Genomic DNA, 23,829 nt, shown 5'->3' with positions numbered 1-23,829 from the left:
CCGTCAGTGCTTTTGGGCATATCTCGTTGCTGCGTTTGTCCGGGACTGGACGAAAACCCATGGCAGAGCTAAAACGGGGCATAGCCTCGGAGAGTCCGATGAAACCGCGCCAAGCCTTTTTCGACTGCCTGCACCGCTCGCCACCGGCGCTGTTTGAAGCAGCACTTTGGATCGCTGCCGAACATCACCATGACGTGGACGTAGCGGCCTTGCTGAAGGATTTCAAGGATCTGCAACGGCGGGTCAGCCATGACCTGCCGATGCTGCCCGTCAGTGAACTGGGCCAGCCGCTATTGCGACGACTCAATGACTTGGGGTTCGCCCAGGACGATTCCACGCCGCTGCGTCCATGGGCAGCGTTGCTCGACAAGGTCCTGGTGCGCAAACGCGGGCAACCGCTGGCCCTCGGCTTGATCGCCCTGGAGTTGGCCCGAGGCCTGGAAATTCCGATGGTTGGTGTCAATTTCCCGGGGCATTTCCTGCTGAAGGTGCCCGGTGCCGACCATTTGCTCGATCCGTGCGGTGGTCGCCGGTTGTACCCCCACGACTGCCGGGACTTACTGCAACGTCAATACGGCGCGAACATGCAGCTCAAGGCCGAACACATGGTCGACGCCCAGCCGACGCAAATGCTCCAGCGCCTGTCGCGCAATCTGCGCCAGTTGCATCTGGCCAATGACGATTACATCGCCGCATTGATCGATGCCGAGCGGGTGTTGGAGCTGGGCAACGCCAGCGCGGCCGATTACCTGGCCCGCGCCAGCCTGTACCAGCGGCTCGACTGCCCCAACGCCGAACGCTTCGACCTGGAGCATGCCCTGATGCTCAGCGAAGACCCGATCCAGCGGATCCGGCTGACCGAACGGCTGGGGCATCTGCCACCCAATACAATTGTGCATTGAGCAGACAAACTTTGTTCAGGCCCTCAGGGTGTATCCGGTTGATTCGCCGGATGCGCCCGCTGGAAGGCCGGATGCGCAGCCGCCAACGCCGCCACACGGCGGATCCGTGGATACGCCAGCAGCGAGACATTGAACCGCTCGGCCGCGTACAGCTGCGGAATCAGGTAGATGTCCGCCAATCCGGGCGCGGCACCAAAGCAATAGCCATCATCGCCGATCAGTTGCTCGACTGCCGCCAGCCCCTGGCTGATCCAGTGCCCGATCCACTCCGTCACCTGCGTTTCGTCATGGCCCCATAGGCGCAACTTGTTGAGCACGCTGACGTTATGCAGCGGATGAATGTCGCAACCGATCAGCGCCGCGACGCCACGCTCATGGGCACGCACCGCCAGGTCGGCGCTGAGCAGCGGCACTAGGGGATAACGTTCCTCCAGGTATTCGATGATGGCCGGTGACTGCACCAGCAACTCGCCCTCATCGGTGCGCAGCGCCGGCACTCGCCCCTGGGGGTTGATCGCCAGATAGGCCGGTTGGCGATGCTCGCCCCCGGACGGTGCGATCAGGTTGACCGGCAGGGCCTGGTAATCCAGGCCCTTGAGCGCCAACGCGATGCGCACCCGATAGGACGAGGTCGAGCGGTAATAGGTATAGAGTTCCATGCCCTGCCCTCTCAATGCGCCGGCAGGATCTTGCCGCGACACTCGCCAAAACCGATGGAGGCGAAACCCTCGCGACGGCAACGGGCCCGCAGGATGATTTCGTCGCCGTCCTCCAGGAACCGGCGCACTTCACCGGACGCCAGTTCGATCGGTTTCTTCCCGCCTTCAGTGATTTCCAGGAGGCTGCCGAACTGACCGCTCTGAGGGCCCGACAAGGTCCCCGAACCAAACAGGTCACCGGCCTGCAACTGGCAACCGTTGACACTGTGGTGCGCAACCATCTGCGCCACGGTCCAGTACATGTACTGGGTATTGCTCAGCGTCAGGCGTTGGGCCGGCAGGTTCTGCTCACGCATGCTTTCGGTCAGCAAGAGGACTTCCAGCTCGATATCGAAGGCGCCGCCGGCCTGGTCACGTTTGTCCAACAGATACGGCAGTGGCTGCGGATCGCCTTGCGGGCGCGCCGGCTGTGGGAGGCGGAACGGTTCGAGGGCTTCGGCCGTCACGACCCACGGCGAAACACTGGTCAGGAAGCTCTTGGACAGAAACGGCCCCAGCGGCTGGTATTCCCAGGCCTGGATGTCCCGCGCCGACCAGTCGTTGAGCAGGCAGAAACCGCCGATGTGCTCAGCAGCGTCGCCGATGGCGATGGGTTCGCCCAAGGCATTGCCCTTGCCGATCCAGATGCCCAGTTCAAGCTCATAGTCCAGTCGCGCGCACGGGCCGAAGCTCGGTTCGGCCTGGCCGGCGGGCAGGGTCTGACCCTTGGGACGGCGCACATCGGTGCCGGAAGGGCGAATGGTCGAGGCGCGGCCGTGGTAGCCGATCGGTACGTATTTGTAGTTGGGCAGCAACGGATTGTCGGGACGGAACAACTTGCCGACATTTTGCGCATGCTCGATGCCGACATAAAAATCGGTGTAGTCATTGATCTTCGCCGGCAAATGCATCTGGCAGTCGGCCGCAGGCAACAGCAGGTTCGCATCCTGGGCCTCGACCTTGCCACGCCACGGACTGTCCTCGCGCAACAATTCCAGCAAACGCTCACGCAGAGCCGCCCGAGCGCCGCGGCCCAGTTCGAAAAACGCGTTCAGCTGGCCGCCGGCCATGGCTTCGACCGCATCTTGCGCCAAGCCGTCGAACAACCCTGCATGCAGCCCGGCTTGCAAATCGAAGATTTGATCGCCGATAGCCACGCCACTGCGCAAGGCGCCGCCCTCGATGTTGAAAATGCCCAACGGCAGGTTTTGCAGCGGAAAATCGGCATGGCCGTTGGCGGAGGCAACCCAGCTACGGGCATTGGAAAGTTGAGTCATGGGTTATCTCCGGGTCGGGTCGAAGGTGACAGGCAGCGAAGCCCAGCAAGCATCGTAGTCGGTTTGCAGTTGCGGGCAGTCCAGGGCGAAACGGCTCGGACGCAGGACCTGGCTGGTTTCGAACATGAAGGCCATGGTGTTGTCGATTTTCGCAGGCAAGAGGTCGGCATTGATTGCCTTGGTGCAGGTCTCGCCGTCCGGGCCGTGGGCGCTCATGCAGCTATGCAGGGACGCACCGCCCGGCAAGAAGCCTTCGGCCTTGGCATCGTAGGCGCCTTGGATCAGGCCCATGAATTCGTTCATCAGGTTGCGGTGGAACCACGGCGGACGGAAGGTATTTTCCGCCACCATCCAGCGTGGCGGGAAAATCACAAAATCGAGATTGGCCAGGCCATGGACACTGGTGGGCGACGTCAACACGGTGAAGATCGACGGGTCCGGGTGGTCGAAGCTGACCGTGCCGATGGTGTTGAAACGGCGCAGGTCGTATTTATACGGCACGTTGTTACCGTGCCAAGCCACCACGTCGAGGGGTGAATGGGCCAGTTCGCAACCCCACAATTCACCCAGGAACTTCTGCACCAGCGGGGTCGGTTGCGCGAGGTTTTCGTAATGGGCCACGGGGGACAGGAAGTCCCGCGGGTTGGCCAGGCCATTGCTGCCGATGGGCCCCAGGTCTGGCAGGCGCAACGGTGCGCCATGGTTTTCCGCGATATAACCACGGGCCTGGGGATCAAGCAGTTCGACGCGAAATTTCAAGCCTCGGGGCAGCACGACAATTTCCAGCGGCGCAACGTCCAGCATGCCCAGCTCGGTGACGATCCGCAGCCGCCCCAACTGCGGCACGATCAGCCACTCGCCGTCAGCGTTGAAGAACACCCGCTCCATGGAGCGGTTGGCGCCGTATTGATAGAGACTGATGCCGGCCGGTTTATCCGCGCCGGCATTGGCCGCCATGCGCACCAGCCCATCGATGAAATCGGTGGACTCGACAGGGATCGGTAACGGGTTCCAGCGCAACCGGTTGGGTGTCACCTCCCCCAGCGGGCCGCCAGCGACTTGTCGTTCAAGCTTGACGAAAGCCGGGTGATGGGCCGAGGGCCGGATGCGATACATCCAGGTACGCCGCGCTTCGCTGCGGGCCATGGTGAATGCCGTGCCGGAGAACAGTTCGGTATAGAGACCGTATGGAGCTTTTTGCGGGGAGTTCTGGCCCACGGGCAGCGCACCGGGCAGCGCCTCGCTGGCGAATTCATTACCAAAGCCGGACTGGTAAGCCAGCTCCGGCGCTGTGGAATCGAGCTTCATGGAGCCTCCAGGCATGCGGCCCGTCACTCCTCGGAGCGATTAAGGCGCATTGGGTTATTTTTATCGTAATTCAATTACGCATAACGTAATTTGCTCGACAGCGACCGTCAAGCTATAAAGACGCCCATTCGCCTCTGGACCCAGCGCCGCCATGGAAACCCCGCTCAGCAACGGTAAACAGAAAGTCCGCTCGGCCGAAGTCGGCACCGACATTCTCAAGGCCCTGGCCGAACTGTCCCCCTCCACGTCACTGTCACGCCTGGCCGAACACGTGCAAATGCCGGCAAGCAAGGTTCATCGATACTTGCAGGCGTTGATCGCCAGTGGTTTTGCCGAGCAGAACGCGGCCACCAACCACTACGGCTTGGGTCGCGAAGCCCTGCGCGTGGGTTTGGCGGCCTTGAACGGCATGGACGTGTTGCAAGTGGCCGCCCTGCCCCTGGCCGAGTTGCGCGACGACCTGAACGAAACCTGTTTCCTGGCGGTGTGGGGCAACCATGGCGCGACCGTGGTGCGCATCGAACCGGCCGTGCGGGCCGTGACCGTGGTGACACAACTGGGCTCGGTATTGCCGCTGCTCAGCTCATCCACGGGGCTGGTATTCAGTGCCTTTCTGCCGGAACGCGAGACGATCGGCTTGCGGGAACAGGAAGTCGAAGGCACCACCCACCATGCCCTGGCCGACGACCAGGCCTATGCCACCCTGTGCGAGCAAATCCGTAATCGCGGCCTGCATCACGTGCATGGTTTGCTGATGCCGGGCGTGGATGCCTTGTCCGCCCCGGTGTTCAATGCGATCGGCCAGGTGGCGGCGGTCATGACGATTGTCGGTCCGACATCGTTGTTCCACGCTGATGAAAACGGCCCGGCGGCGCAACGACTGTTGTCGGCGACCCGGGCCGTGAGTTGGCGTATGGGTTATGAGGCGAGTCCTGGCTCGGATCAAACCCTGCGCGTCGAGTCGTTCTAGCCCATGACACCCATGACCTTGGCTTTTGCCACCGCTTGCGTGCGCCGCTGCACCCCCAGCTTGCTGTGTATGCGACGCGCGTGAGTCTTCACTGTGTGCAACGAAATGAACAGACGTTCGGCGATCTGCTGATTTGAATGCCCTTGGGCAATCAACTCCAGCACTTCCAGTTCACGATGACTGAGCAAGGTGTCTTCATTGGCGGCCACCTGTTCGATCGGCGTTGTCGATTGAGCCCAGCGCAACAGGTCGGGCTGGCGCAGGCGCAGCTCGCGCAAAGCCTGCTCGGCCCGCCAACAGCTGACGCGCTTGAACCCTTCCTGCATGAGCACGCGGGCCTGGGCGCGGTCACCGGACAACCAGACGACTTCAGTCAACGCCAGGTGCAGCTCCGTTTCCAGGCTGTGCATTTCACTATGCTGGGCCCGGGCGATCATTGCCTGCAAGCGCGCTACCGCGTCCGGTGCCTGATGCAGGTAGACCTCGGTCAGCACCAGCAAGTATTCAAGTCGTGCAATCAGCTCCAGGGTCGCCGGAGGCGCATGCTTGGCCTGCGGTCCGCGAAAATGCCGCAGGACTCGGGTCAAGGCTTCATGGGCCAGCTCCGCACGCCCCTGTTGCAACCAGAACTGGCAACTGGTTTGCAGCAAGACGCCACGGTAAACGGTGTCGGGGATGTGCCGCTGCTGCATGATCCGTTCGGCATCGCGCAGTTGCGCGAACGCTTCGCCATAGTCGCCCTGGTGGGCAGCCAGGCAGGCCTTGCCGAGAAAGCCGTAGAGCACCTGTTTGTCCTGGTTGCGCAGGCCCGTTTCCAAGCCCGTTTGAAACTGCTCGGCGGCCCACTCTTCCTGCCCCATGCGCAATGCCAGGCGCCCGCGTCGCAGGGCAATGCGTCCCAGCAGCGCGGAAAAATCCTGGCCTGGCTTATCGAGCAACGCCTGGACCTCGCTGAGCAGATGATCGGCCCGGTGAGGCGCACCGCGCTGTTCCAGCACTTGGGCGTGGTCCAGCTCCAGCAAACCTTCAAACACCAGCGAGCCGTGGGCGCGAGCCAGGCATAACGCCTGGCGGTTAGTCCATTGTGCAGACGCCAGTTCACCGTTGAGCAGCGCCTGTTGCGTCAACCCCAACAGGCACAGCAGCCGCAACGCCCAGGCTTGCGGATCGAGGCTGGCCTGGGCCTGGAGGAAATGCTCGCGCGCCGGCTCGCCATCACCGCAGAGGTGCAGAAGCCAGCCCCGCAGCACCTGCCAGCGCGCCACCAATTGGCGCTGCCGCCCCGCCAGCGGTTGCGGCGCGAATCGGGACAGTTGTTCGATGCACACCTGCGCCTGATCGAAACGTCCGGCGAACAGCAGGGCTGCGGTGACCAACCCTACCGACTGCGGCGTGCCGAGGCTCAGGGCCTCGCCTTGTTGATCATGCAGATTCAGCAACAGCTGCACATTCTGGTGCTGCAAGACGTGCTCGAAACTCAAATGCTGCAACAAGCTGACGGCCGTCTCGAACTCCTCGGCGAGCATGGCCTGCTCGAAGGCCATCTGCCAATCCTGCTCGGCAGCGAACCACTGGCAGGCCCGTCGATGCCAGGAGCGCCGTTGCGACCAGGGCTCCTCGCGCACCAACCGCGCCAAGGCGGGGAAAATCTGCAACCAGTCCGACGTCTGCTCCCACGGCTCGATGAAACACCCCAGCTCCAGCAGCAAGGGCAGGCACTGCGCGCCCACAGTGTCGCCAAACAAATGCTCGCACAGCCGCGCATTGAAGCGCGGCAGGTGCGCCAGTACTCGCCAGGCCTGGGCCAAGTCCGCAGTCAGCGAGCTGAACAACTCGTACTCAAGGTAATCTGGCAAGGTCCCCGCCCGACTCGGCGATGCGTGACTGCGCGCCCACTCACAGCGTTCGAGCAAGGTGATGCGCACCCCGGCGCACCAACCGCCACTGCGCTGAATCACTTCGCGGGCGGTGCGGGTCACCTGCGGGCCAGGCAGATGGCGAAGCAACTGCTCGACATCCTGTGCGGTGAAGAGCAACGCCTGCACGTCAAATTCATGCAGCTCGTCATTGAGCAACAATCGCGGCCAATTGCAGTGAGGCCGACGCCGGCCATTGAGCCACAGTTGCAGCGCTGGACTGCTGGCGCTCAACAGACGATCGAGAAACTGGTCCAGCCCGGGATTGGGCACCCGGCAATAATCATCCAGGAACAGCCAGGTGGGCGTCTGCAACCGCGCCAGATGGGCCAGGAGCCCGGCTTCGTCCATCACCGGCAACCCGAGGGTCTGTGCCAACCGCTCGCACATTTGCGCCGCATCCAGCGCAGCACCTCCCAGCGGCAACCAGTGCAGTCGACAGTCGCCGGGGGCTTGGAGAAAACATTCGGCGAACAATGCGCTCTTGCCACTGCCCGCCGGCGCGCACAGCAGCTTTACCCGCGCTTCGGAGCTCAACAGGGGCTCGCTCAAGGACCGCCGCGGCATGTGCGTCGAGGACAGGCGAGGCAGCAATCCTGGACGGTCCGGACACGGGGTCATGGCAGTCATTTGCGAAGATCCTGTTTATTGTTGTTCCACCACCCTAGACCTGTGTCGCTGACCTTTGGAGAAGTATTCAGCGCGCTGATTGGCGCCCATAAAAAAACGACCGGCAAGCCCCTTGCCGGTCGTTAGTGATTGTTCCAGCGTGGCGAACCCTTAGCGAACCCCGGTCGAACGCAAAGCCGCCGGCGTGTAGTCGGCCGCCCGGGCTTCGAAACCGTACACGTAGCTGTGTTTCTCTTCGTTCTTCATGCCCAACGCGATGTAGCGGCCGGCGATGATGTCGTAGAGCGCTTCAAGGGTGTAGCCCGGGTTTTGATGGTCGTAGTAGAACTGGGCATGACCTTCGGCCACGCGCCACAGTTGGCCGCGACCGTCGTAGTGATCCACCAGTGCCGCCTGCCAGCTGTCTTCGTCGAAATACATGTGGCGCTTGGCGTAGATGTGCCGCTCGCTGGGCTTGACCGTACCGACCACTTCCCAAACCCGGTGCAGTTCATAGCGGGTCAGGTCCTGATTGATGTGGCCGGCCTTGATCACATCGTCGTACTTGAGGCTGGGCGAGTCGAGCTTGTAGCTGTTGTACGGGATGTACATTTCCTTCTTGCCGACCAACTTCCAGTCGTAGCGGTCCGGGGCGCCGGAAAACAGGTCGAAGTTGTCGGAGGTGCGCAACCCGTCGGCGGCGGTGCCTGGCCCGTCATACGCCACTTGCGGGGCGCGACGTACGCGCCGCTGGCCGGCGTTGTAGATCCAGGCCAGACGCGGTTCCTTCACTTGGTCCAGCGTCTCATGCACCAGCAGCACGTTGCCGGCCAGGCGCGCCGGGGCGGTGACCTCCTGCTTGAAATAGGTCAGCACGTTACTGGCCTTTTCCGGGTCGGCATCCTTGATCAGGAACGGCACAGCGATTTCTTCTTCAAAGCGGATCGGCGTGAAACCGCCATTGGTCTGTGGCGTGGCCTGGGTGATGATGCGCCGCAGGTTGCCACCGTGATAGCGGGTGATGTGGTTCCAGATCACTTCCACGCCGTTCTTGGGGATCGGGAACGCGTAGTAGCGGTTGCCGGTGAAATTGGACAAGCCGTTACCGTCGTTGATGGATGTCACATTGAGGGCGCTGCGCTTGGCCGCCTCGTAGACCTCCGGCGGCAGCGCAACACTGCGATGGGTCGGGTACACCGGGATCTTGTACGTTTCGGGGTAGCGCTTGAACATCGCCACCTGCCCTTCGGACAGCTTGTCCTTGTACTTGTCCACCGTCGCGGCGGTGATGGTAAACAGCGGTTTTTCATTGGCGAACGGGTCGGCCAGGAAACCCTTGCTGTCCACGGCGCCGGCATTTTTCGCAATCCCACCGGTCCAGGCCGGGATCGAGCCATCGGTATTGCCGGCCTTTTCCGCGCCTATGGGCGTGAGGCTGGTGCCCAGCTTGTTCGCTTCATCCGGCGAAACCGCCGCCATCACGTTCGCGGCCAACAGGCTCAGGGCCAGGGCACCGCATTGCAGGATCATCTTGCGCATTGGGTTTTCCTTGTCAGCCAGATCAGAAGTTCACGCCGAAGCTCAACGCGAGGAAGTCGCGGTCTTCAAGGACGTTGTAGTCGCCGCCAAAAAAGTCGGTGTAGCTCAGGCTGGCGGTGTAGGTGTTGCGGTAGTCGGCATCGACACCGACGCTGATGGCCTTGGCGCCTTCGTTGAACAGGCCGTTGGGGCCGTAACCGGCCACATCGTGGGACCACGACACGTTGGGCTTGAAGTTCACGCCGCCAATGACGTTGGAATAGTCGAGGATCGCCCGGGCGCGATAGCCCCAGGAAGTCGAGGTGACAAAGCCATCGGTGTCGCCGCCAAACCCGTACTGACCGTAGACCGAATCACGGCCATAACGCAGCTTGTCCTTGGACTCCAGGCCACCGACGTGCACCACCGCCGCCTCGCCGACCACGGTCAGGCGATCAGCGCCCAGCACTTGGTCGAAAAAATGGGTCATGGTGCTCTGGATCTGGGTCACTTCCTTGCGCCGGTAACCGGTGTTATCCGCACCCGGCGTGGTTGCAATCGGCGATGCCGCGCCGCCAGCGATGGGGTTGACCAGCGCCAGGGTCAGGTCGTTGGTATTGATCTGCACCGGGGCGTTGGGGCGGTAGCTGATTTCCCCAGTCCACGCGGTACCGGTGGGCAGCGTGGTGGAGAAACTGGCGCCGTACAGGCGAATGTCTTCCGGGTATTCAAGGTAATACTGACCGCGTCCCAGCATCACGCTCTGGGCCAGGCCCGCGCCGCTGCCAGGGGCCAGGCCGTTGGCAATCCCGACCATTCCCGGCAACGCTGCCAAGGTCGAGAGCCCCGCCGTTGTGGTCCCGACGGTAGGCGTGCGGCTGTGGTAATTCATGAAGTACAGGCCGTACTCGGTGTCATCGCCGAGCCAGCGCAACGCCGTGCCCCACTGGCCGGAATCCCGGGCATCGCGGTCGCCGCCACGGGCAACGACGACCCCTTCGCGGTTCACTTGGATTTCCTGGCCGAACGCACGCGTCAATGGCACGAATGGCGCAATCGCCGGGCTACCAACGGTGTAACCGGTCGTACAGCCATCGGCCACCACATCGTTACCGAAGAAGGTGCCGCAGTTATCCACAACCGTCTGGTCCCACTCCAGTTGATAAAAACCTTCGACGGTGAGCTTGTCGGTCAGACCCTGGGAAGCGAACAGCATGTTCACCGGGATCAGGCCTTCCTTGATCTCCGCACCCGGGCGACGGAACGCGGATACGTCCACCGGGTTGATGCTGTTGATGGAGTTGCCGATGAAGGTACTTTCCCCCCAACTGACCACCTGCTTGCCGGCCCGCACGGTGCCCGGCAAATCGGCGATGGAGTAGTTGTGATAGACGAAGGCATCGAGAATTTGCGCGCCGGACGACTTGGCGCCTTCCTTGCGGTTGCTGTCGCTGATGTCCTTGAATTCGCGACCTTCGTCCTTGAGTTCGAAGTCATACCAATACTTGCCACGCACGAACACACCGGTGTCGCCGTACTTGAGTTCAAGGTCGTGCAGGCCTTTGAAGATTTTGGAAAAGGTCTCGCCCTTCTTGAAGTTCAGCCGCCCATCATCGCCGGTGGAGGACTGGCCCCTGCCGCCATTGACCGTGCCCACCAGATCCTTGTCGGCATCGCGCATGCCCCAGCTCGCGCCCACGGACAGCGACGAGTCGAACTGACCCTCGATCTCGCCAATGTTGAATGAAACGGCCTGCGCCTGGGCACAGCAGCCCAAGGCCACCGCGGCGGCCAGCGCCTGCGGCTTGAAGATGGCGCGCATTGTTATTGTTGTCATGCGTCTTCCCCGGTGAGTGACAGAGGCTTCACCCTACTGCCGCACGCCATGGGCGATAAGCGCACCAAGGAGGTATTCGCGCTGTACCTAAAAAGGATTACAGCCCATGCGAGACGGGCCTTTGCGCTGCGCATGGACGCTCTGGATGATGGACTATCAGCGCCGCGCATATTCATGCGGCACCTGCTACTGTTACACGCCCTGCAACGGTGCATGTCCGGATCCGGGCTGTTTCCCGCTGGGCTCGATGCCTATGCTGGCCGGGCTTGCAGGGCAACGGGCCTGCAAGCACAAGTCGCCGCGGCATCCCTCATGCCTGGCGCACCGTCATTCGGATGGGCTGGTGTATCGGTCCGTCATCCCGTGTTTTACCGACGTTGATTTGTAGCTCCTTTGCAACGTCATGCCTTAGGCCGCTGCTTTTTGCAGCGGCCTTTTTTATGTGGGGTTATTTCCGAGTTAAAACTTCTTGTTTCCTACGTTATTGTCGGAAAGGCTCACCTGCCTGCATTTAGAGATCGAACTTATAGTTTCCTTGGTCGCCCAGGATGGGGGGCTACGCAAATAGCCACGAACGACCGTACGTGCTGAATGACGGTTTGGCTATTCAGATTCGATTCGAAAGGAACTCGATATGCAGCAAGAAAAAAACATCCTTGTGAATAGAGGTATACCTCGCACACCTTCGTCATCTGACGGGTTTGGATTTAGCGCAAGTCGCGTATCAGGCCCAGACCACTCCGATCGTGCCTACGACGCCATGGATTATGCCTATGATTGGCTGGAGGAAAGCAACACATCCACGGAAGAACTTTTCAACGAAAATATCGGCAATATCATTAATATAACCAACGCCGAACTCGCAAAAACAAGAGCGGCCGTTGCTGCGGTGGTTCCTCCTGGAACCGATGCGATCGAAATTGAATTGCGAACACTCAAATTACAACTTTTCAAAGCGAGGACAGACCATCAACAACACATAGCAATAGCTAATCTTTATTATGGTCATGATCCACTGACACACAAAACTCAAGACGCACGTTATAAAGGTTTCGAGCTCATTGGCCGTCGTGGAGGACAAAGGGCTTATTACAATGCCATTTCCAAGTGGAATGTCTCTTATGCTGCGGCGTACGAGGCGAAGTTTCTGGCTGAGCAAATCAAGCTAATGGATGCTCGCTTAGCCGCACACAACAAAGCCATTGCCGAGGCAAACGCGAAAGCAGCCGCAGAGGCTCAGGCAAGGGCCCAAGCGGAAGCCGAACGCCTGGCACAGGAACAGGCGCGCAAGGCAGCCGAAGCCGAGGCTAAACGCGCTGCTGAAGAACAAGCACGGATTGCACAGGTTGCCGCAACAGTAGCGGCTAAACAAGCCCACGAGGCCGCCATGGCGTTATGGGAGGCCGAAAGATGGGCCCGCATTGCAGAACGGGACGCGGAAGAAGCGAGGCGCCAGGCAGAAGTTCAGAAGGCACGTAAACCAGACCGGGCTACCCGTACATTTCCCGTATCGGGCTCCGCCGCAGCCGCCGGCCCCGTATTTACAATTGCAGGAGGGAGTCTTGCTCCCAACCCTGTGACCGCCTCGGGTATCGCGGATGAGTTACGCTCCGCGGTTTCGGCGATCCTAGAAGCGGTTGCAGCAACAGCGTTACCCGCCGTCGCAGGCTTTGCAACACTTGTCGACCCGTCAGAGCTTGGCAACGGAGAACGCTACGCCCTGAGTGTTCCGCTATCAGAGTTTGTACCCGACAACGCCAATGATTTACTTGCAGTTGCAGTATCAAAAGGAGAAATCGATCTCCCGGTTGTCTTGGGCTCAGTGACCACCAATCACGAAATGGATTTCGTCGTGGCGGGCGCCGACGGAACATCGGTACCCTCCAGCGTGCCGATCAGGCTTGCGACACTCGACCCCCACAACAATGTCTATAGGTCCTACAGTCCGGACGGCTCGTCTATCAGGATGACCTGGACGCCCATCGTAAAAGGGACCGACGCATCTACGACTCGGCCTTTTAGCGTCCCAAATATTGTTCTCTATGAGGGCAGGAGCCCTTGGGCCTCTATCAACTGGTTAGCGGAGGAACCGGAGCTAGAGGATTATGATTTTGGCAGCGGGTTCGTCACGGTGTTCCCAGTCGAGTCGGGTATTCCACCGATTTATACCGTCTTTAACAGTTCTGATGAATGGGTATCCGCGGAAGAAGCACGCAAGGCGGCCGAAGCCGAGACCCTACGCGTAGCCCAGGCACAAGCACTGGAACAAGTCCTGGCGGGGCGCGCATATCCAATACCGGGTGCGTCAGCCGCAGCCGGTCCAGTGTTCACACTCGTCGGCAGTAGCCTGGCCATAAGCCCGGAAGCGACCTTGGCTATCCAGGCTGCGCTACGAGCCGCAGTCGCCATGGCTGTCGAATCGCTCACGGCAGTGGCAGGGCCGGCCTTGGCGGGTTTTGGCGCGCTGCTCTATTCACCCAAGCTTGCGAACGGTGAATTACCCGAGCGATATGCGTTCAGCACACCACTTTCCGAGCTCGCGCCGACACATCACCACGACTTGCATGCAATCGCGGCGGCCGACGGAGTCGTTGACTTGCCGGTACGCCTCACTTCCCAAGAAGCAGCGGATGACCAGTCAGAGATCCTGGTGATCAACACTGATGGTGTAACCCACCCGTCGAAAGTCCGAGTGGCGCCCGTTACCTATAACGCGCAACAGAACCTCTACATCGCTAAAACTGAAGAAACCCCACCCAGAACTTTGACGTGGACGCCGGTCGTTCAACCCGCAAACAGTTCCACCGCGCTTCCCGCCGAACCGCCTGCCCCGCCTGTTTATACAGGCGCATCGGTTACGCCCATTTCGGGAAGGATCGATCCGTTCCCCGAAATAACCGTAAACAGCTTCGATGATTATATTTTCGTCTTCCCAATCGACTCAGGCCTGCCGCCTCTGTACGTCATGTTCAGGGATCGGCGGGAAGATCCTGGGGTTGCACTGGGCAGTGGTACTCCCGTTTCAGGGATATGGGCGGATGCAGCATCAAAAGGAGAAGGGGCACCTATTCCGTCGCAGATTGCGGAACAGTTGAGAGGGAAGGAATTCAGGAATTTCAGGGGGTTTCGGGAGGCTTTTTGGAAAGCCGTCGCTGGGGATCCTATACTTTCTCAACAGTTTAATTTACGCAATCGGGTTCGTATGGAGAAAGGACGCTCCGCCTACGTCAGGAAAGCTGAAAAAATTGGCGCCCGAACAAGATATGAACTTCACCACAAACATTTCATCTCCTTAAATGGTCAAGTTTACGATATCGACAACATTACTCTCATCACTCCTAAAAGACACATTGAAATTCATAGAGAGCGCAAGTAATGAAAAACTCAATAACAGACATAACCGAGAAAGAGTTCCTCGCATTTGTAATAGAAATTTCAGAGGGCAACTATCCTTCAGAAGAAGCCGATGTCGATGCAGTACTAGAATTCGAGAGAATCTCAGAGCACCCCGCAGGATCGGATCTTCTATTTTATCCCGAGCCTGGCAAGGAAAGCTCTGAGGCGATAGTCGACGAGATAAAAAACTGGCGCGCGGCCAACGGAAAACCAGGCTTCAAGCAGCCCTGAGCCTGTTTAAATCTGCGCCCTTTCGCTGCTGATAGATGCAGCGAAAGGGTTCATTGATCATACAAGAGCGGTGCCCCAATAACCCGCAACAGAAGCCGTACGGGATAAACCCGTGCTCTATCGAGACCGCCGCGAACCGGACGGCCTTGGTGAAGAAATACTTTCCCTGACCGTCGTTGCCGTTGACGACGGCAAGCGGTCGAGGCAACGGGCTAAACAGCGTAACGCTGCAGATTCGCCATCATTTCCTTCAACGCTTCAAGATTATCGTTCGGATGCACCGCATCCTCGAAATCACAGATCTGCTGCCAATGAGCGGCGACATCTTCGGGCGAAAAACCTTTGCGCGGATCAAAGCCCGCGCCCAGGCTGCGCTCCCAGCGCACCTTGCCCATCCAGCCGCCGCCCACTTCGAACAGGCCGGAGGTTTCCTGGCAGGTTTCACTCGCCAGGTACACCACCAGAGGGCTGACGAGTTCGGGTTTGAGTTGCTCGAACACCTGCGGCGGGATCAGGCCTTCGGTCATGCGGGTGCCGCCAGTGGGGGCGATGGCATTGACCAGAATGTTGTTCTTGCGCCCTTCAATGGCCAGGGTACGGGTCAGGCCATAAAGACCGAGCTTGGCCATGCCGTAGTTGGATTGGCCGAAGTTGCCGTAGATGCCCGAGGTGGAAGCGGTGAAAATCACCCGTCCATAGTTTTGCTCGCGCAGGTGAGGCCACGCGGCGCGGGTGACTTTGTAAGCGCCTTCGACATGGACGCGATAGACCAGGTCCCAGTCGGCGTCGTCCATCTTGTGAAAGGTCTTGTCCCGCAGGATCCCGGCGTTGTTGACCACCACGTCGACCCGGCCAAAGGCATCGAGGGCGTTCTGTACAAGCTTGTCGCCATCGGTGACCGAGTCGTGGTTGGCCTCGGCAATGCCGCCTGCCTCGCGGATCTCGGCGACCACCCGGTCCGCCGCCGAGGCGTTGGCACCTTCGCCCTGCGCGGAGCCGCCGAGGTCGTTGACCAGCACCTTCGCCCCTTGCCTGGCGAACAGCAGCGCATGGGCACGGCCCAGGCCACCGCCGGCCCCCGTGACGATCACGACTTTATCTTCGAAGCGCACAGACTCATTCATGGCAGAACTCCAGCAGGCCGACAGGACAATGGGCACGAGTGTCCGGCACAAATCAGCCGGTCACAATCAACACGATTGCGAGTGAATGGTGGGCGATAAGGCGGGGGGATGATGCGGGCCCAGGCCACGGCGGCGCATTCGATTGGCTGCTGGCAGACGTACCGCTATCGCGAGCAAGCTCGATCCCACAAGGGATCTACGGTGGAATGTGGTCTCGTAAACGCCCGAAGGCCTGCCTGCCAGGGTCATGAGCAGGCCAACTGCCTGTGTGGCGCGGCGATGTTTTCGCGAAACGCCAGGTAATGCTTGAGTACCTGCAACGGCGCCTCGGTGTGCGGGTAGTGGCCGATATCGGGTAGCAACACCGTATCGGGGTTCGGGATCAGGGCCTCGTAGCGCGCCACCATGTGTTCACCGGAAATCGGATCGAGCGCGCCGTCGATCACCCGCAACGGTATTTCACCGCGCTGCATCGCCCGCACCCAGCGGTCACGCTGCACCCGTCGTTCGGGAATATAGGCGATGAGTTTGTGCATGATCCTTGGGCCATGATGGGTTTGTATCAGGCTCCAGAAATCATCCAGCTCGCTTTCAGTGGGGGCACTGTCGGGGCCGAAAATCTCGCGGAAGCTTTTCGCCAGGCTTTGTCGGGAGAATGCCCGGCCGATTAACCAGCCCAGGGGGCTGAGCAACAGCTTCTGGACCAGTACGGGGCGATGAGTCTCCGGGAAGAGACCGCCATTGAGAAAGACGCAACTGGCGAGCTGGGTGCGCGCTTCGTAGTGCCGCGCGATGAGCTCCTGGGCGACGCTGTCCCCATAGTCATGGGCCAGCACATGCACCGCTTGATTCACTTTCAGATGCGCCAGCAAAGCCTGTTGCAGATCCGCCTGCTCCAGCAGGCTGTAGGTATGGTCGATGGGCTTGGCGGAATCGCCGAACCCGAGCATATCGCATGCTATTACACGGTAGCGCTGTGCCAACGGCTGCCACAGGTAATGCCAATCCCAACTGGCCGTGGGGAAACCATGGATCAGCAGCAGTGGCTCGCCCTGGCCCGCGACCCAATAACGGATGGCATGGCCGCGAAACATGAAGGTCTGGCTACGCTGGCGCCAGATACGCAGGGGGATCTGGGCGGGGTGCATCAGTTTCTATACCCGCCGTCTTGTTGATCGAGCTTGCGCAGCAGCGCCGGCCAGGCCAGCGCGCCACCCATGCCTTGGGCGCTTTTGGTTACGCCGGCGATCATCGCCCGGGCGCCGGCCAGGATCTGCGGTTCAATGGCTATCAATTCGGCCCCGCCGTTCTGTGCCATGACCTGAATATCGCAGGCCCGCTGAAAAGTGAACATCATCAGGAAGGTATCGGCGATGGTGCCGCCGCACGTCAGCAAGCCATGGTTGTGCAGCATCAGGAAGTTGCTTTCGCCCAGGTCCGCCTGCAAGCGCGCCTTTTCCTCATGGTTCAAGGCCACCCCTTCGTAAGCGTGATAGGCCAGGCTCGACAGCACGAACAGCGATTGCTGGCTGATCGGCAACACGCCTTGCTTCTGTGCCGAGACCGCAACGCCGGACGCGGTGTGCGTGTGCAGCACGCAGGCCACGTCATGGCGCACCTCATGGACCGCGCTGTGGATGGTGTAGCCCGCCGGGTTGATTTCGTAGGGGCTGTCCATCAGCTTGTTACCGGCCTGGTCGACTTTGACCAGGCTGGAAGCGGTGATTTCATGGAACATCAACCCGAACGGGTTGATCAGGAAATCCTCGGTGCCGGGGACTTTCGCGGAAATGTGGGTGAAGATCAGGTCATCCCACCCATGCAGTGCGACAAGCCGATAACAGGCGGCAAGATCCACCCGGGTTTGCCACTCGGCCGCACTGACCTGTTCCTTGACGCTGGGTGTCGTTTGGAGGGGCGCTACGCTCACGGCTCTGACCTCTGGTTTCTTATTATAGGAATCCTGTCATCAAGACTTCACATGCAAGAAAACCAGTCTAGTCAGCTCCTCCAGCAGCGGTAGTTGCATTGGCAGCCAGCTTACTGACCGAGCGGGTCAGCCAAACGACTCAAGAGCGCAGCGCACCGACCAATTCAGCCAGCCAAGGCTCGGCGTCGGTTTCCGGCGTTACACTTTCGCTGGCATCCAGGCGCAGCATCGGCAACACCTCGTGCACCCCCAGCTCGGCGAACAGTTCGCGCATCTGCTCGCCACCCGCGCAGAAGGTATCTCCGTAACTGGCATCGCCCAGGCCGATCACCGCGCCGGGCAAGCCACGAAAAAAAGCTGGGAGCTGATCGCGAATGTTCGAATACAACGGCATCAAGCTGTCAGGCAACTCGCCCATGCCCGTGGTCGAGGTCACCGCCAGCAGAGCCTGCGGGCCGAACGCTTGTATCTCCGCCAAGGTGGCACGGGGGTTGTGCCAGGCTTGGAACCCGGCTTCAAGAAGCAGCTTGGCAGCATGCCGGGCGACTTCTTCAGCGGTGCCATAAACCGAGCCGGAAAGGATGGCGACTTTCATCAATCTGTTCCCTGAAACTGTATAAAAGAGCCGTCATGGTAACAGTTGCGCCCACAAAGCCGCGAATGGCTCTCAATACCGGTAATGGCCAGTAGACAGCCCCCGGCTTTCTTCTAGAATGCTGCTTCAACAGGGACGTGCAGAGGGGTTCTCCATGATCAACGCTCAACTGATGCAACTGGTCATCAATGCATCTAACGACGGAATTGTCGTCGCTGAACAAGAAGGCGACGAAGACAACATCCTCATTTATGTCAATCCGGCCTTCGAACGACTGACCGGCTATCACCGCGATGAAGTCCTCTACCAAGATTGCCGGTTCCTGCAATCGGGCGATCGCGACCAGCCGTCCTTGGAACACATCCGCAAGGCGTTGAAGGAAGGCGGAGCCTGTCGCGAAGTGCTGCGCAATTACCGCAAGGACGGCACTCCGTTCTGGAACGAGCTGTCACTGTCCACGGTAAAAAACGAAGCTGATGGGCGCACTTATTTCGTAGGTGTGCAAAAAGATGTCACCGCCCAGGTCAAGGCTCAACAACGGGTCATCCAGCTCGAAAAGGACCTGGCCGACGCGCGGGAGACAATTGCCCGTCTTGAAGCGACGAACGGTTCAAACAAAACCCCGAATTAATGGTCAGTCACTACAATCACCAGTGAAAACGTAAATTTTTATTTCGAGCAGATCATGCAGCGTGACGCCCTTCTCACCCAGGATGAACTGGATTTCATCCGCACCATGCAGCACAACCCGCAGTTGAACGAGCGGGATGTCACGTCGAGCCTGCTGGTGAATGGTGGATCGCAGATCCGTGACCTGCTGACGCGCCTGGCGGCAAACGAGCAGGTCACGCTACAAGCCAATTTCGAAAATCAGCAAATGACCTTTCCGTTGCACCTGGTAGAAGACGAATTCCATGCGATGCACTTGCGCCTGGGCGTTCCGAGCATCTATGAAGACGGGCCGAAAATCCGCCCGTGGCGCCTGACGCTCGACGAGCCCGTAGCCCTGGAAAACATCAAGGGCCAGCCGGGCCCCCTCTGGGTCCACGAAGTCTCCTGTAAAGGCGTCCTCTTGGAGAGTCGCAGTCGCGCCAAGCCACCCAGGCAGTTTTCTTTGTGGTTCAGCCCGTCAGGCTACGAGAGAATTTCGTTGCGAGGCGTCTTTGAGCGGGAAACGGACCAAGGGTTGTTCGCCTATCACCTGAGCCAGAATGATCAAGACGAGACCGAGCGCCTGCGCCAATACATCCTGCAGCAACATCGTTTGACCCATCCGACCATGCACCTCTGATTCAGGTGTCCAGGTTGCCCGCCAAAAATTGACGCAGGCGCCGGGGCATCATGGTTCCCTCATTCCCCAAACAGGCGATCGACGACCCAGCCAGGGCATCCTGTGCCAACTCGGACGCATCACCAGCCAACATCAACGGACAATCCAGGCTCATCGCCAACCTCGAGAGGCGCTTCGGTAAATCAGGGACTGGCGCGTGGTTGGACACCAGCACCAGCGCCAAAGGCTGGATCTTCTGGCACACCAGGGTCAACTCGTCGAAGGGCAAGCCGATCGCCAAGACCCGGACGCCTACCTCAGCCTTGGAAAGAAACAACGCCGCAACCAGCAGATCCAACTCACGGCACTGGCCGAAGATACCGCAGATCAGCACACGCGGCGAATAGCCTTCGCGCTTGAGCAAAAGCCGCTGGATGATGCGCGAACGCAGGAAGCCGTCGAAGAATACCCATTCGCTGGTCCGGCCGAATTCCTGCTGGCGTTGCAGCAATTGCCGCCAGATGGGCAGCAGGATGTCCTGGAATACGATCGGCACGGCGTAGGTGGAAAAAATCTGCCCGTAGACACGATCCATTTCCACATCGTCAAACTTGCCGACCGCGTCCATCACCTGTTGCTGCCACTGGGCATAATCGGCCCTGACCAGATCGGACGAGATCAGCGTGGAGACCGGTTGCACCGACTCGGTCTTTGCCAGGATCTTACCGACTTTGCTCACCGCCACGCCGCGCTCGATCCAGGCCAGGATGTTGCGCACTTTTTCGATATCGCCCAGAGAATACAGACGGTGCCCGCTTTCGGTGCGAGTAGGCTGGATCAGACCGTAGCGCCGCTCCCATGCGCGAAGCGTCACTGGGTTCACGCCGGTCAAGCGCGCCACTTCGCGAATGGGGAACAGTTCCTCGCGTTTCAAGGCACCGGATGCCAGCAGAACAAGGTTGTCTTCTGTGTTTACGCTCATTTTGGCAGACAAATCCGACTGGCAAATTGGATCCCAGTTTACTCCCACTCCGACACGTCATTACAACAACAAACGGCCTTTGACGTGCGGTTTTGTTGTTTTGCGCGCAATCGGGAATAATCCTTGCCTGTTTTTTGGCGACCAGACGCTACCCACCACCCCGGGGCGTCCCCCGCGAACCTCCTATCCGGAGCACCGCGCCTGTTTTACGGAGATACAAAATGTCTACCTCACCCGTCACGTTGATGGTGGCCCGCCGCGTCGCCAATGGCCGCTATCAAGACCTGATCGCCTGGCTGCGCGAAGGCGAACAATTGGCCACCGATTTCCCCGGCTACCTGGGCTCGGGCGTCCTCGCGCCACCGCCCCAGGACGACGAATTCCAGATTATTTTCCGCTTTGCCGACGAGCAGACCCTGCACGCCTGGGAACACTCGGCGTCCCGCACGGCCTGGCTGGGACGGGGCGGTGATCTGTTTGCCCATCCCTCCGAACATCGGGTTCGTGGTATCGATGGCTGGTTCGGTACCGTCGGCCAGCGGCCGCCGCGCTGGAAACAGGCCGTGGCGATCTGGCTCGCGTTCTTCCCCGTGTCGCTGTTGTTCAATTTCCTGCTGGGCCCGCTGCTGGGTGAATTGGGCCTGCTGAGCCGGGTGTTCATCAGTACGCTGGTGCTGACGCCATTGATGGTCTACCTGTTTATTCCGATGTCCACTCATCTGTTGGCGAACTGGCTCAACGGCACGCCACGACGGACGCAGCCGGCCGCTCAGAATCATTGATGCCAGCAGCCTCAACAGTATTCCTGTGGGCAGTTGAGTCGCGACCGGATTGACCTTTGTACATAGGACGCGCCCGGCGTCGCTGTTATAGTTTTGCTTTTGCAGTGAACCGAGCCCACCCATGTCCAGCGCCACCGCCCCGATCCTGATCACCGGCGCAGCCCAGCGCGTCGGGCTGCATTGCGCCCGACGGTTGCTGGAAGACGGCCAACCGGTGATCGCGACCTATCGCACCGAACGTCCCGGCGTGCAAACGCTGCGTGAGCTGGGAGCGATCATGCTCTTCGCTGATTTCTCCAGTGAAGCGGGGATACTGGCCTTTATCGAACAGCTCAAGCAGCACACCGACCGACTGCGGGCTGTCGTGCACAACGCCTCGGCCTGGCTGGCCGAAAATCCGGGCAGTGAGGCAGCGGCGTTCAACGCCATGTTCAGTGTGCATATGCTTGCGCCCTACCTGATCAACCTGCATTGCGCCGAACTGCTGCGGCGCTCGACGCCAGCGGACATCGTGCATATCGGCGATGATGTGACACGCAAGGGCAGCAGTCGGCATATCGCCTATTGCGCCACCAAGGCCGGCCTGGAAAGCCTGACCCTGTCGTTCGCGGCGAAGTTCGCGCCCGCCATCAAAGTCAATGGCATCGCCCCGGCCCTGCTACTGTTCAACCCCGAGGACGACGCGGCCTACCGTGCCAAGGCCCTGGCCAAGTCCGCCCTGGGCATCGAACCCGGCAGCGAAGTGGTCTACCAAAGCCTGCGTTACTTGCTGGACAATCCCTACGTCACCGGCACGACCCTGACCGTCAACGGCGGGCGGCACGTCAAATAGCCCTGCCCCGAGGATGCACCATGACGCTATCCCTGCCCCAGAACTACCGCGAGATCCTCATTGGCCTGGGCGAAGACCCGGAGCGCGAGGGCTTGCTGGACACCCCGGTACGGGCGGCCAAGGCGATGCAGTACCTGTGCAACGGCTATGAACAAAGTGTCGAGCAGATCGTCAACGGCGCCCTGTTTGCCTCGGACAGCGATGAAGTGGTCATCGTCGCCGACATCGAGCTGTATTCGCTGTGCGAACATCACCTGTTGCCCTTCATCGGCAAGGCCCATGTGGCTTATATTCCTACGGGCAAGGTCCTGGGACTGTCGAAGATCGCCCGATTGGTGGATATGTTCGCGCGCCGCCTGCAAATCCAGGAAAACCTTACCCGGCAGATCGCCGACGCGGTGCAACAGGTCACCCAGGCCGCCGGCGTGGCGGTGGTGATCGAAGCCCAACACATGTGCATGATGATGCGCGGTGTCGAAAAACAGAACTCGACCATGAACACCTCGGTGATGCTCGGCGCCTTTCGCGAGTCCAGCACCACCCGCCAGGAGTTCTTGCAATTGATTCGACGGAGCAAATAAATGCCACAACTTCAGCCAGCCATGGCACGCATCAAGGTCAAGGACCTGCGCCTGCGCACCTTCATCGGCATCAATGAGGACGAAATCCTCAACAAGCAGGACGTGCTGATCAACCTGACCATCCTGTATGCAGCACAGGAGGCAGTCCGCGATAACGACATCGATCATGCGCTGAACTACCGCACCATCACCAAGGCGATCATCGCCCACGTGGAAGGCAATCGCTTCGCCCTGCTCGAACGCCTGACCCAGGAATTGCTCGACCTGGTCATGGCCAACGAATCGGTGCTGTACGCCGAGGTCGAAGTCGACAAGCCCCACGCCTTGCGATTTGCCGAGTCGGTCTCGATCACCTTGGCTGCAAGCCGCTAGCCGCAAGCTACCCCTATCCTTACATTCGCAGTGAGTCCTATGTCTCCTCAAGAACGCCTCGAACTCGAAGCCGCCGCTTTCCGCCGGCTGGTCACTCATCTGGACAGCCGCAAGGATGTGCAGAACATTGACCTGATGAACCTCGCCGGTTTCTGCCGCAACTGCCTGTCCAAGTGGTACAAGGCCGCCGCCGATGAGCGCCAGATCGAGGTCAGCCTCGACGACGCCCGCGAAGTGGTCTACGGCATGCCGTACGCCGAATGGAAAGCCCAATACCAGCAAGAAGCCAGCGCCGAACAACAAGCGGCGTTCGCCAAAGGAAAACCCGATGCTTGATCTGAATGCCCTGCGAACCCGCCTCAAGAGCGGCGAACACCTCTTTGCCGACACCTTGGCCTTTATCGCCGCCGGCTACGACTACCAGCCACAGGCGTTCAACAACGGCGGCGTAGAAAACGCTGCCGGGCAGAACGAAGGTTCGTGCAAGACCCTGGGCCTGGCGCTGCTCGAAGGCTTGAGCGATGAAGAAGCACTCCTGGCGTTTGGCGAACATTACCGCTCGGTGCTGGCCACGCCCGAAGGCAGCGATCACGGCAATATCCGTGCGCTGATGGTCCATGGGTTGGCGGGGGTGAAATTCGAGGCGCAGCCGCTGCAACGGCGCTGATCAACCCTGCCTGTGTGGTGAGATCCGCTTTT

The 23,829-nt window shown here is 60.1% G+C and carries 23 protein-coding genes; 12 read left to right on the top strand and 11 right to left on the bottom strand.

Annotation, left to right across the window (positions count from 1 at the left end; genetic code table 11):
• The first annotated feature begins 98 nt into the window (after positions 1-98).
• Complete coding sequence (locus AD663_RS04065) at positions 99-902, top strand: SirB1 family protein (RefSeq protein WP_003178088.1); 804 nt, start codon at positions 99-101, stop codon at positions 900-902.
• Positions 903-925: 23 nt separating this feature from the next.
• On the opposite strand, the gene maiA is transcribed toward AD663_RS04065, so the two are convergent.
• Genes maiA through hmgA form a run of 3 tightly spaced genes read right to left on the bottom strand, consistent with a single transcriptional unit; the run spans position 926 to position 4,185 of the window.
• On the bottom strand, positions 926-1,561 hold the full coding sequence (maiA, locus tag AD663_RS04060; RefSeq protein WP_053213323.1) for a maleylacetoacetate isomerase: 636 nt from the start codon (positions 1,559-1,561) through the stop codon (positions 926-928).
• An 11-nt stretch (positions 1,562-1,572) separates the two neighbouring features.
• Entirely contained in the window at positions 1,573-2,877 is a 1,305-nt protein-coding gene (fahA, locus tag AD663_RS04055; protein WP_053213322.1) for a fumarylacetoacetase, read from the bottom strand.
• A gap of 3 nt (positions 2,878-2,880) precedes the next feature.
• Positions 2,881-4,185: a homogentisate 1,2-dioxygenase gene (gene hmgA / locus AD663_RS04050; RefSeq protein WP_053213321.1), complete on the bottom strand. Its 1,305-nt coding sequence runs from the start codon at positions 4,183-4,185 to the stop codon at positions 2,881-2,883.
• A 151-nt stretch (positions 4,186-4,336) separates the two neighbouring features.
• Between hmgA and AD663_RS04045 the strand changes: the two genes are divergently transcribed.
• Positions 4,337-5,155: an IclR family transcriptional regulator gene (locus tag AD663_RS04045; protein WP_003178083.1), complete on the top strand. Its 819-nt coding sequence runs from the start codon at positions 4,337-4,339 to the stop codon at positions 5,153-5,155.
• On the opposite strand, the gene AD663_RS04040 is transcribed toward AD663_RS04045, so the two are convergent.
• The 3 genes from AD663_RS04040 to AD663_RS04030 all read right to left on the bottom strand — a co-directional run bounded on the left by AD663_RS04040 (position 5,152) and on the right by AD663_RS04030 (position 11,035).
• Positions 5,152-7,701, bottom strand: coding sequence for a LuxR C-terminal-related transcriptional regulator (locus tag AD663_RS04040; RefSeq protein WP_053213320.1), 2,550 nt, complete (start codon positions 7,699-7,701; stop codon positions 5,152-5,154). The genes AD663_RS04045 and AD663_RS04040 overlap by 4 nt on opposite strands.
• A 150-nt stretch (positions 7,702-7,851) precedes the next feature.
• Positions 7,852-9,219: a DUF1329 domain-containing protein gene (locus tag AD663_RS04035; RefSeq protein ID WP_053213319.1), complete on the bottom strand. Its 1,368-nt coding sequence runs from the start codon at positions 9,217-9,219 to the stop codon at positions 7,852-7,854.
• A gap of 22 nt (positions 9,220-9,241) precedes the next feature.
• Positions 9,242-11,035 (bottom strand): DUF1302 domain-containing protein, encoded by a 1,794-nt coding sequence (locus tag AD663_RS04030; RefSeq protein WP_003178079.1) that lies wholly within the window; start codon positions 11,033-11,035, stop codon positions 9,242-9,244.
• A gap of 634 nt (positions 11,036-11,669) precedes the next feature.
• On the opposite strand from AD663_RS04030, the gene AD663_RS04025 reads away from it, so the two are divergent.
• Both AD663_RS04025 and AD663_RS04020 read left to right on the top strand, forming a co-directional pair.
• Complete coding sequence (locus AD663_RS04025) at positions 11,670-14,411, top strand: S-type pyocin domain-containing protein (RefSeq protein ID WP_053213318.1); 2,742 nt, start codon at positions 11,670-11,672, stop codon at positions 14,409-14,411.
• The gene (locus AD663_RS04020) at positions 14,411-14,662 is read left to right on the top strand and encodes a bacteriocin immunity protein (RefSeq protein ID WP_033045914.1); all 252 of its coding nucleotides are present in this window, start codon (positions 14,411-14,413) and stop codon (positions 14,660-14,662) included. The genes AD663_RS04025 and AD663_RS04020 overlap by 1 nt, the downstream gene beginning before the upstream one ends.
• 212 nt (positions 14,663-14,874) lie before the next feature.
• Here the strand turns inward: AD663_RS04020 and AD663_RS04015 are convergent, their stop codons facing one another.
• The 4 genes from AD663_RS04015 to AD663_RS04000 form a co-directional block, all read right to left on the bottom strand.
• On the bottom strand, positions 14,875-15,786 hold the full coding sequence (locus tag AD663_RS04015; protein WP_053213317.1) for an SDR family oxidoreductase: 912 nt from the start codon (positions 15,784-15,786) through the stop codon (positions 14,875-14,877).
• A gap of 245 nt (positions 15,787-16,031) precedes the next feature.
• The gene (locus tag AD663_RS04010; RefSeq protein ID WP_053213316.1) at positions 16,032-16,934 is read right to left on the bottom strand and encodes an alpha/beta fold hydrolase; all 903 of its coding nucleotides are present in this window, start codon (positions 16,932-16,934) and stop codon (positions 16,032-16,034) included.
• Positions 16,934-17,716 carry a class II aldolase/adducin family protein gene (locus AD663_RS04005; RefSeq protein ID WP_053213315.1) on the bottom strand — a complete coding sequence of 261 codons (783 nt, stop codon included), beginning with the start codon at positions 17,714-17,716 and terminating at the stop codon, positions 16,934-16,936. Before AD663_RS04005 ends, AD663_RS04010 begins: the two co-directional genes overlap by 1 nt.
• A 139-nt stretch (positions 17,717-17,855) precedes the next feature.
• Positions 17,856-18,311: a flavodoxin gene (locus AD663_RS04000; protein WP_003178072.1), complete on the bottom strand. Its 456-nt coding sequence runs from the start codon at positions 18,309-18,311 to the stop codon at positions 17,856-17,858.
• A gap of 154 nt (positions 18,312-18,465) precedes the next feature.
• Between AD663_RS04000 and AD663_RS03995 the strand changes: the two genes are divergently transcribed.
• Positions 18,466-18,942 (top strand): PAS domain-containing protein, encoded by a 477-nt coding sequence (locus AD663_RS03995; RefSeq protein ID WP_003178071.1) that lies wholly within the window; start codon positions 18,466-18,468, stop codon positions 18,940-18,942.
• A gap of 54 nt (positions 18,943-18,996) precedes the next feature.
• Positions 18,997-19,602 carry a hypothetical protein gene (locus AD663_RS03990; protein WP_003178070.1) on the top strand — a complete coding sequence of 202 codons (606 nt, stop codon included), beginning with the start codon at positions 18,997-18,999 and terminating at the stop codon, positions 19,600-19,602.
• A 1-nt stretch (position 19,603) separates the two neighbouring features.
• On the opposite strand, the gene AD663_RS03985 is transcribed toward AD663_RS03990, so the two are convergent.
• Positions 19,604-20,563, bottom strand: a complete 960-nt coding sequence (locus tag AD663_RS03985) for a MerR family transcriptional regulator (protein ID WP_053213314.1) — start codon at positions 20,561-20,563, stop codon at positions 19,604-19,606.
• A gap of 221 nt (positions 20,564-20,784) precedes the next feature.
• Here AD663_RS03985 and AD663_RS03980 point away from each other — a divergent pair, with 221 nt between their 5' ends.
• The 6 genes from AD663_RS03980 to AD663_RS03955 all read left to right on the top strand — a co-directional run bounded on the left by AD663_RS03980 (position 20,785) and on the right by AD663_RS03955 (position 23,797).
• The gene (locus AD663_RS03980; RefSeq protein WP_003178068.1) at positions 20,785-21,345 is read left to right on the top strand and encodes an antibiotic biosynthesis monooxygenase; all 561 of its coding nucleotides are present in this window, start codon (positions 20,785-20,787) and stop codon (positions 21,343-21,345) included.
• A 121-nt stretch (positions 21,346-21,466) separates the two neighbouring features.
• On the top strand, positions 21,467-22,177 hold the full coding sequence (gene folM / locus AD663_RS03975; RefSeq protein ID WP_003178067.1) for a dihydromonapterin reductase: 711 nt from the start codon (positions 21,467-21,469) through the stop codon (positions 22,175-22,177).
• A 20-nt stretch (positions 22,178-22,197) separates the two neighbouring features.
• Positions 22,198-22,758, top strand: coding sequence for a GTP cyclohydrolase I FolE (folE, locus tag AD663_RS03970; protein WP_003178066.1), 561 nt, complete (start codon positions 22,198-22,200; stop codon positions 22,756-22,758).
• Positions 22,759-23,130 carry a dihydroneopterin triphosphate 2'-epimerase gene (gene folX, locus AD663_RS03965; protein WP_003178065.1) on the top strand — a complete coding sequence of 124 codons (372 nt, stop codon included), beginning with the start codon at positions 22,759-22,761 and terminating at the stop codon, positions 23,128-23,130.
• Between the two features lie 39 nt (positions 23,131-23,169).
• The gene (locus AD663_RS03960) at positions 23,170-23,466 is read left to right on the top strand and encodes a DUF1244 domain-containing protein (RefSeq protein WP_003178064.1); all 297 of its coding nucleotides are present in this window, start codon (positions 23,170-23,172) and stop codon (positions 23,464-23,466) included.
• Entirely contained in the window at positions 23,459-23,797 is a 339-nt protein-coding gene (locus AD663_RS03955; protein ID WP_003178063.1) for a HopJ type III effector protein, read from the top strand. Before AD663_RS03960 ends, AD663_RS03955 begins: the two co-directional genes overlap by 8 nt.
• Positions 23,798-23,829 lie beyond the last annotated feature (32 nt).

Source organism: Pseudomonas sp. Q12-87 (genome assembly GCF_001269755.1).
Lineage (GTDB): Bacteria > Pseudomonadota > Gammaproteobacteria > Pseudomonadales > Pseudomonadaceae > Aquipseudomonas > Aquipseudomonas fluorescens_S.
This window is presented reverse-complemented; position numbering and strand designations above follow the sequence as displayed.

Coding starts and splice junctions, on each gene's coding strand:
- AD663_RS04065 (WP_003178088.1), top strand. CDS start 99: ATGAAACCGCGCCAAGCCTTTTTCGACTGCCTGCACCGCTCGCCACCG.
- maiA (WP_053213323.1), bottom strand. CDS start 1,561: ATGGAACTCTATACCTATTACCGCTCGACCTCGTCCTATCGGGTGCGC.
- fahA (WP_053213322.1), bottom strand. CDS start 2,877: ATGACTCAACTTTCCAATGCCCGTAGCTGGGTTGCCTCCGCCAACGGC.
- hmgA (WP_053213321.1), bottom strand. CDS start 4,185: ATGAAGCTCGATTCCACAGCGCCGGAGCTGGCTTACCAGTCCGGCTTT.
- AD663_RS04045 (WP_003178083.1), top strand. CDS start 4,337: ATGGAAACCCCGCTCAGCAACGGTAAACAGAAAGTCCGCTCGGCCGAA.
- AD663_RS04040 (WP_053213320.1), bottom strand. CDS start 7,701: ATGACTGCCATGACCCCGTGTCCGGACCGTCCAGGATTGCTGCCTCGC.
- AD663_RS04035 (WP_053213319.1), bottom strand. CDS start 9,219: ATGCGCAAGATGATCCTGCAATGCGGTGCCCTGGCCCTGAGCCTGTTG.
- AD663_RS04030 (WP_003178079.1), bottom strand. CDS start 11,035: ATGACAACAATAACAATGCGCGCCATCTTCAAGCCGCAGGCGCTGGCC.
- AD663_RS04025 (WP_053213318.1), top strand. CDS start 11,670: ATGCAGCAAGAAAAAAACATCCTTGTGAATAGAGGTATACCTCGCACA.
- AD663_RS04020 (WP_033045914.1), top strand. CDS start 14,411: ATGAAAAACTCAATAACAGACATAACCGAGAAAGAGTTCCTCGCATTT.
- AD663_RS04015 (WP_053213317.1), bottom strand. CDS start 15,786: ATGAATGAGTCTGTGCGCTTCGAAGATAAAGTCGTGATCGTCACGGGG.
- AD663_RS04010 (WP_053213316.1), bottom strand. CDS start 16,934: ATGCACCCCGCCCAGATCCCCCTGCGTATCTGGCGCCAGCGTAGCCAG.
- AD663_RS04000 (WP_003178072.1), bottom strand. CDS start 18,311: ATGAAAGTCGCCATCCTTTCCGGCTCGGTTTATGGCACCGCTGAAGAA.
- AD663_RS03995 (WP_003178071.1), top strand. CDS start 18,466: ATGATCAACGCTCAACTGATGCAACTGGTCATCAATGCATCTAACGAC.
- AD663_RS03990 (WP_003178070.1), top strand. CDS start 18,997: ATGCAGCGTGACGCCCTTCTCACCCAGGATGAACTGGATTTCATCCGC.
- AD663_RS03985 (WP_053213314.1), bottom strand. CDS start 20,563: ATGAGCGTAAACACAGAAGACAACCTTGTTCTGCTGGCATCCGGTGCC.
- AD663_RS03980 (WP_003178068.1), top strand. CDS start 20,785: ATGTCTACCTCACCCGTCACGTTGATGGTGGCCCGCCGCGTCGCCAAT.
- folM (WP_003178067.1), top strand. CDS start 21,467: ATGTCCAGCGCCACCGCCCCGATCCTGATCACCGGCGCAGCCCAGCGC.
- folE (WP_003178066.1), top strand. CDS start 22,198: ATGACGCTATCCCTGCCCCAGAACTACCGCGAGATCCTCATTGGCCTG.
- folX (WP_003178065.1), top strand. CDS start 22,759: ATGCCACAACTTCAGCCAGCCATGGCACGCATCAAGGTCAAGGACCTG.
- AD663_RS03960 (WP_003178064.1), top strand. CDS start 23,170: ATGTCTCCTCAAGAACGCCTCGAACTCGAAGCCGCCGCTTTCCGCCGG.
- AD663_RS03955 (WP_003178063.1), top strand. CDS start 23,459: ATGCTTGATCTGAATGCCCTGCGAACCCGCCTCAAGAGCGGCGAACAC.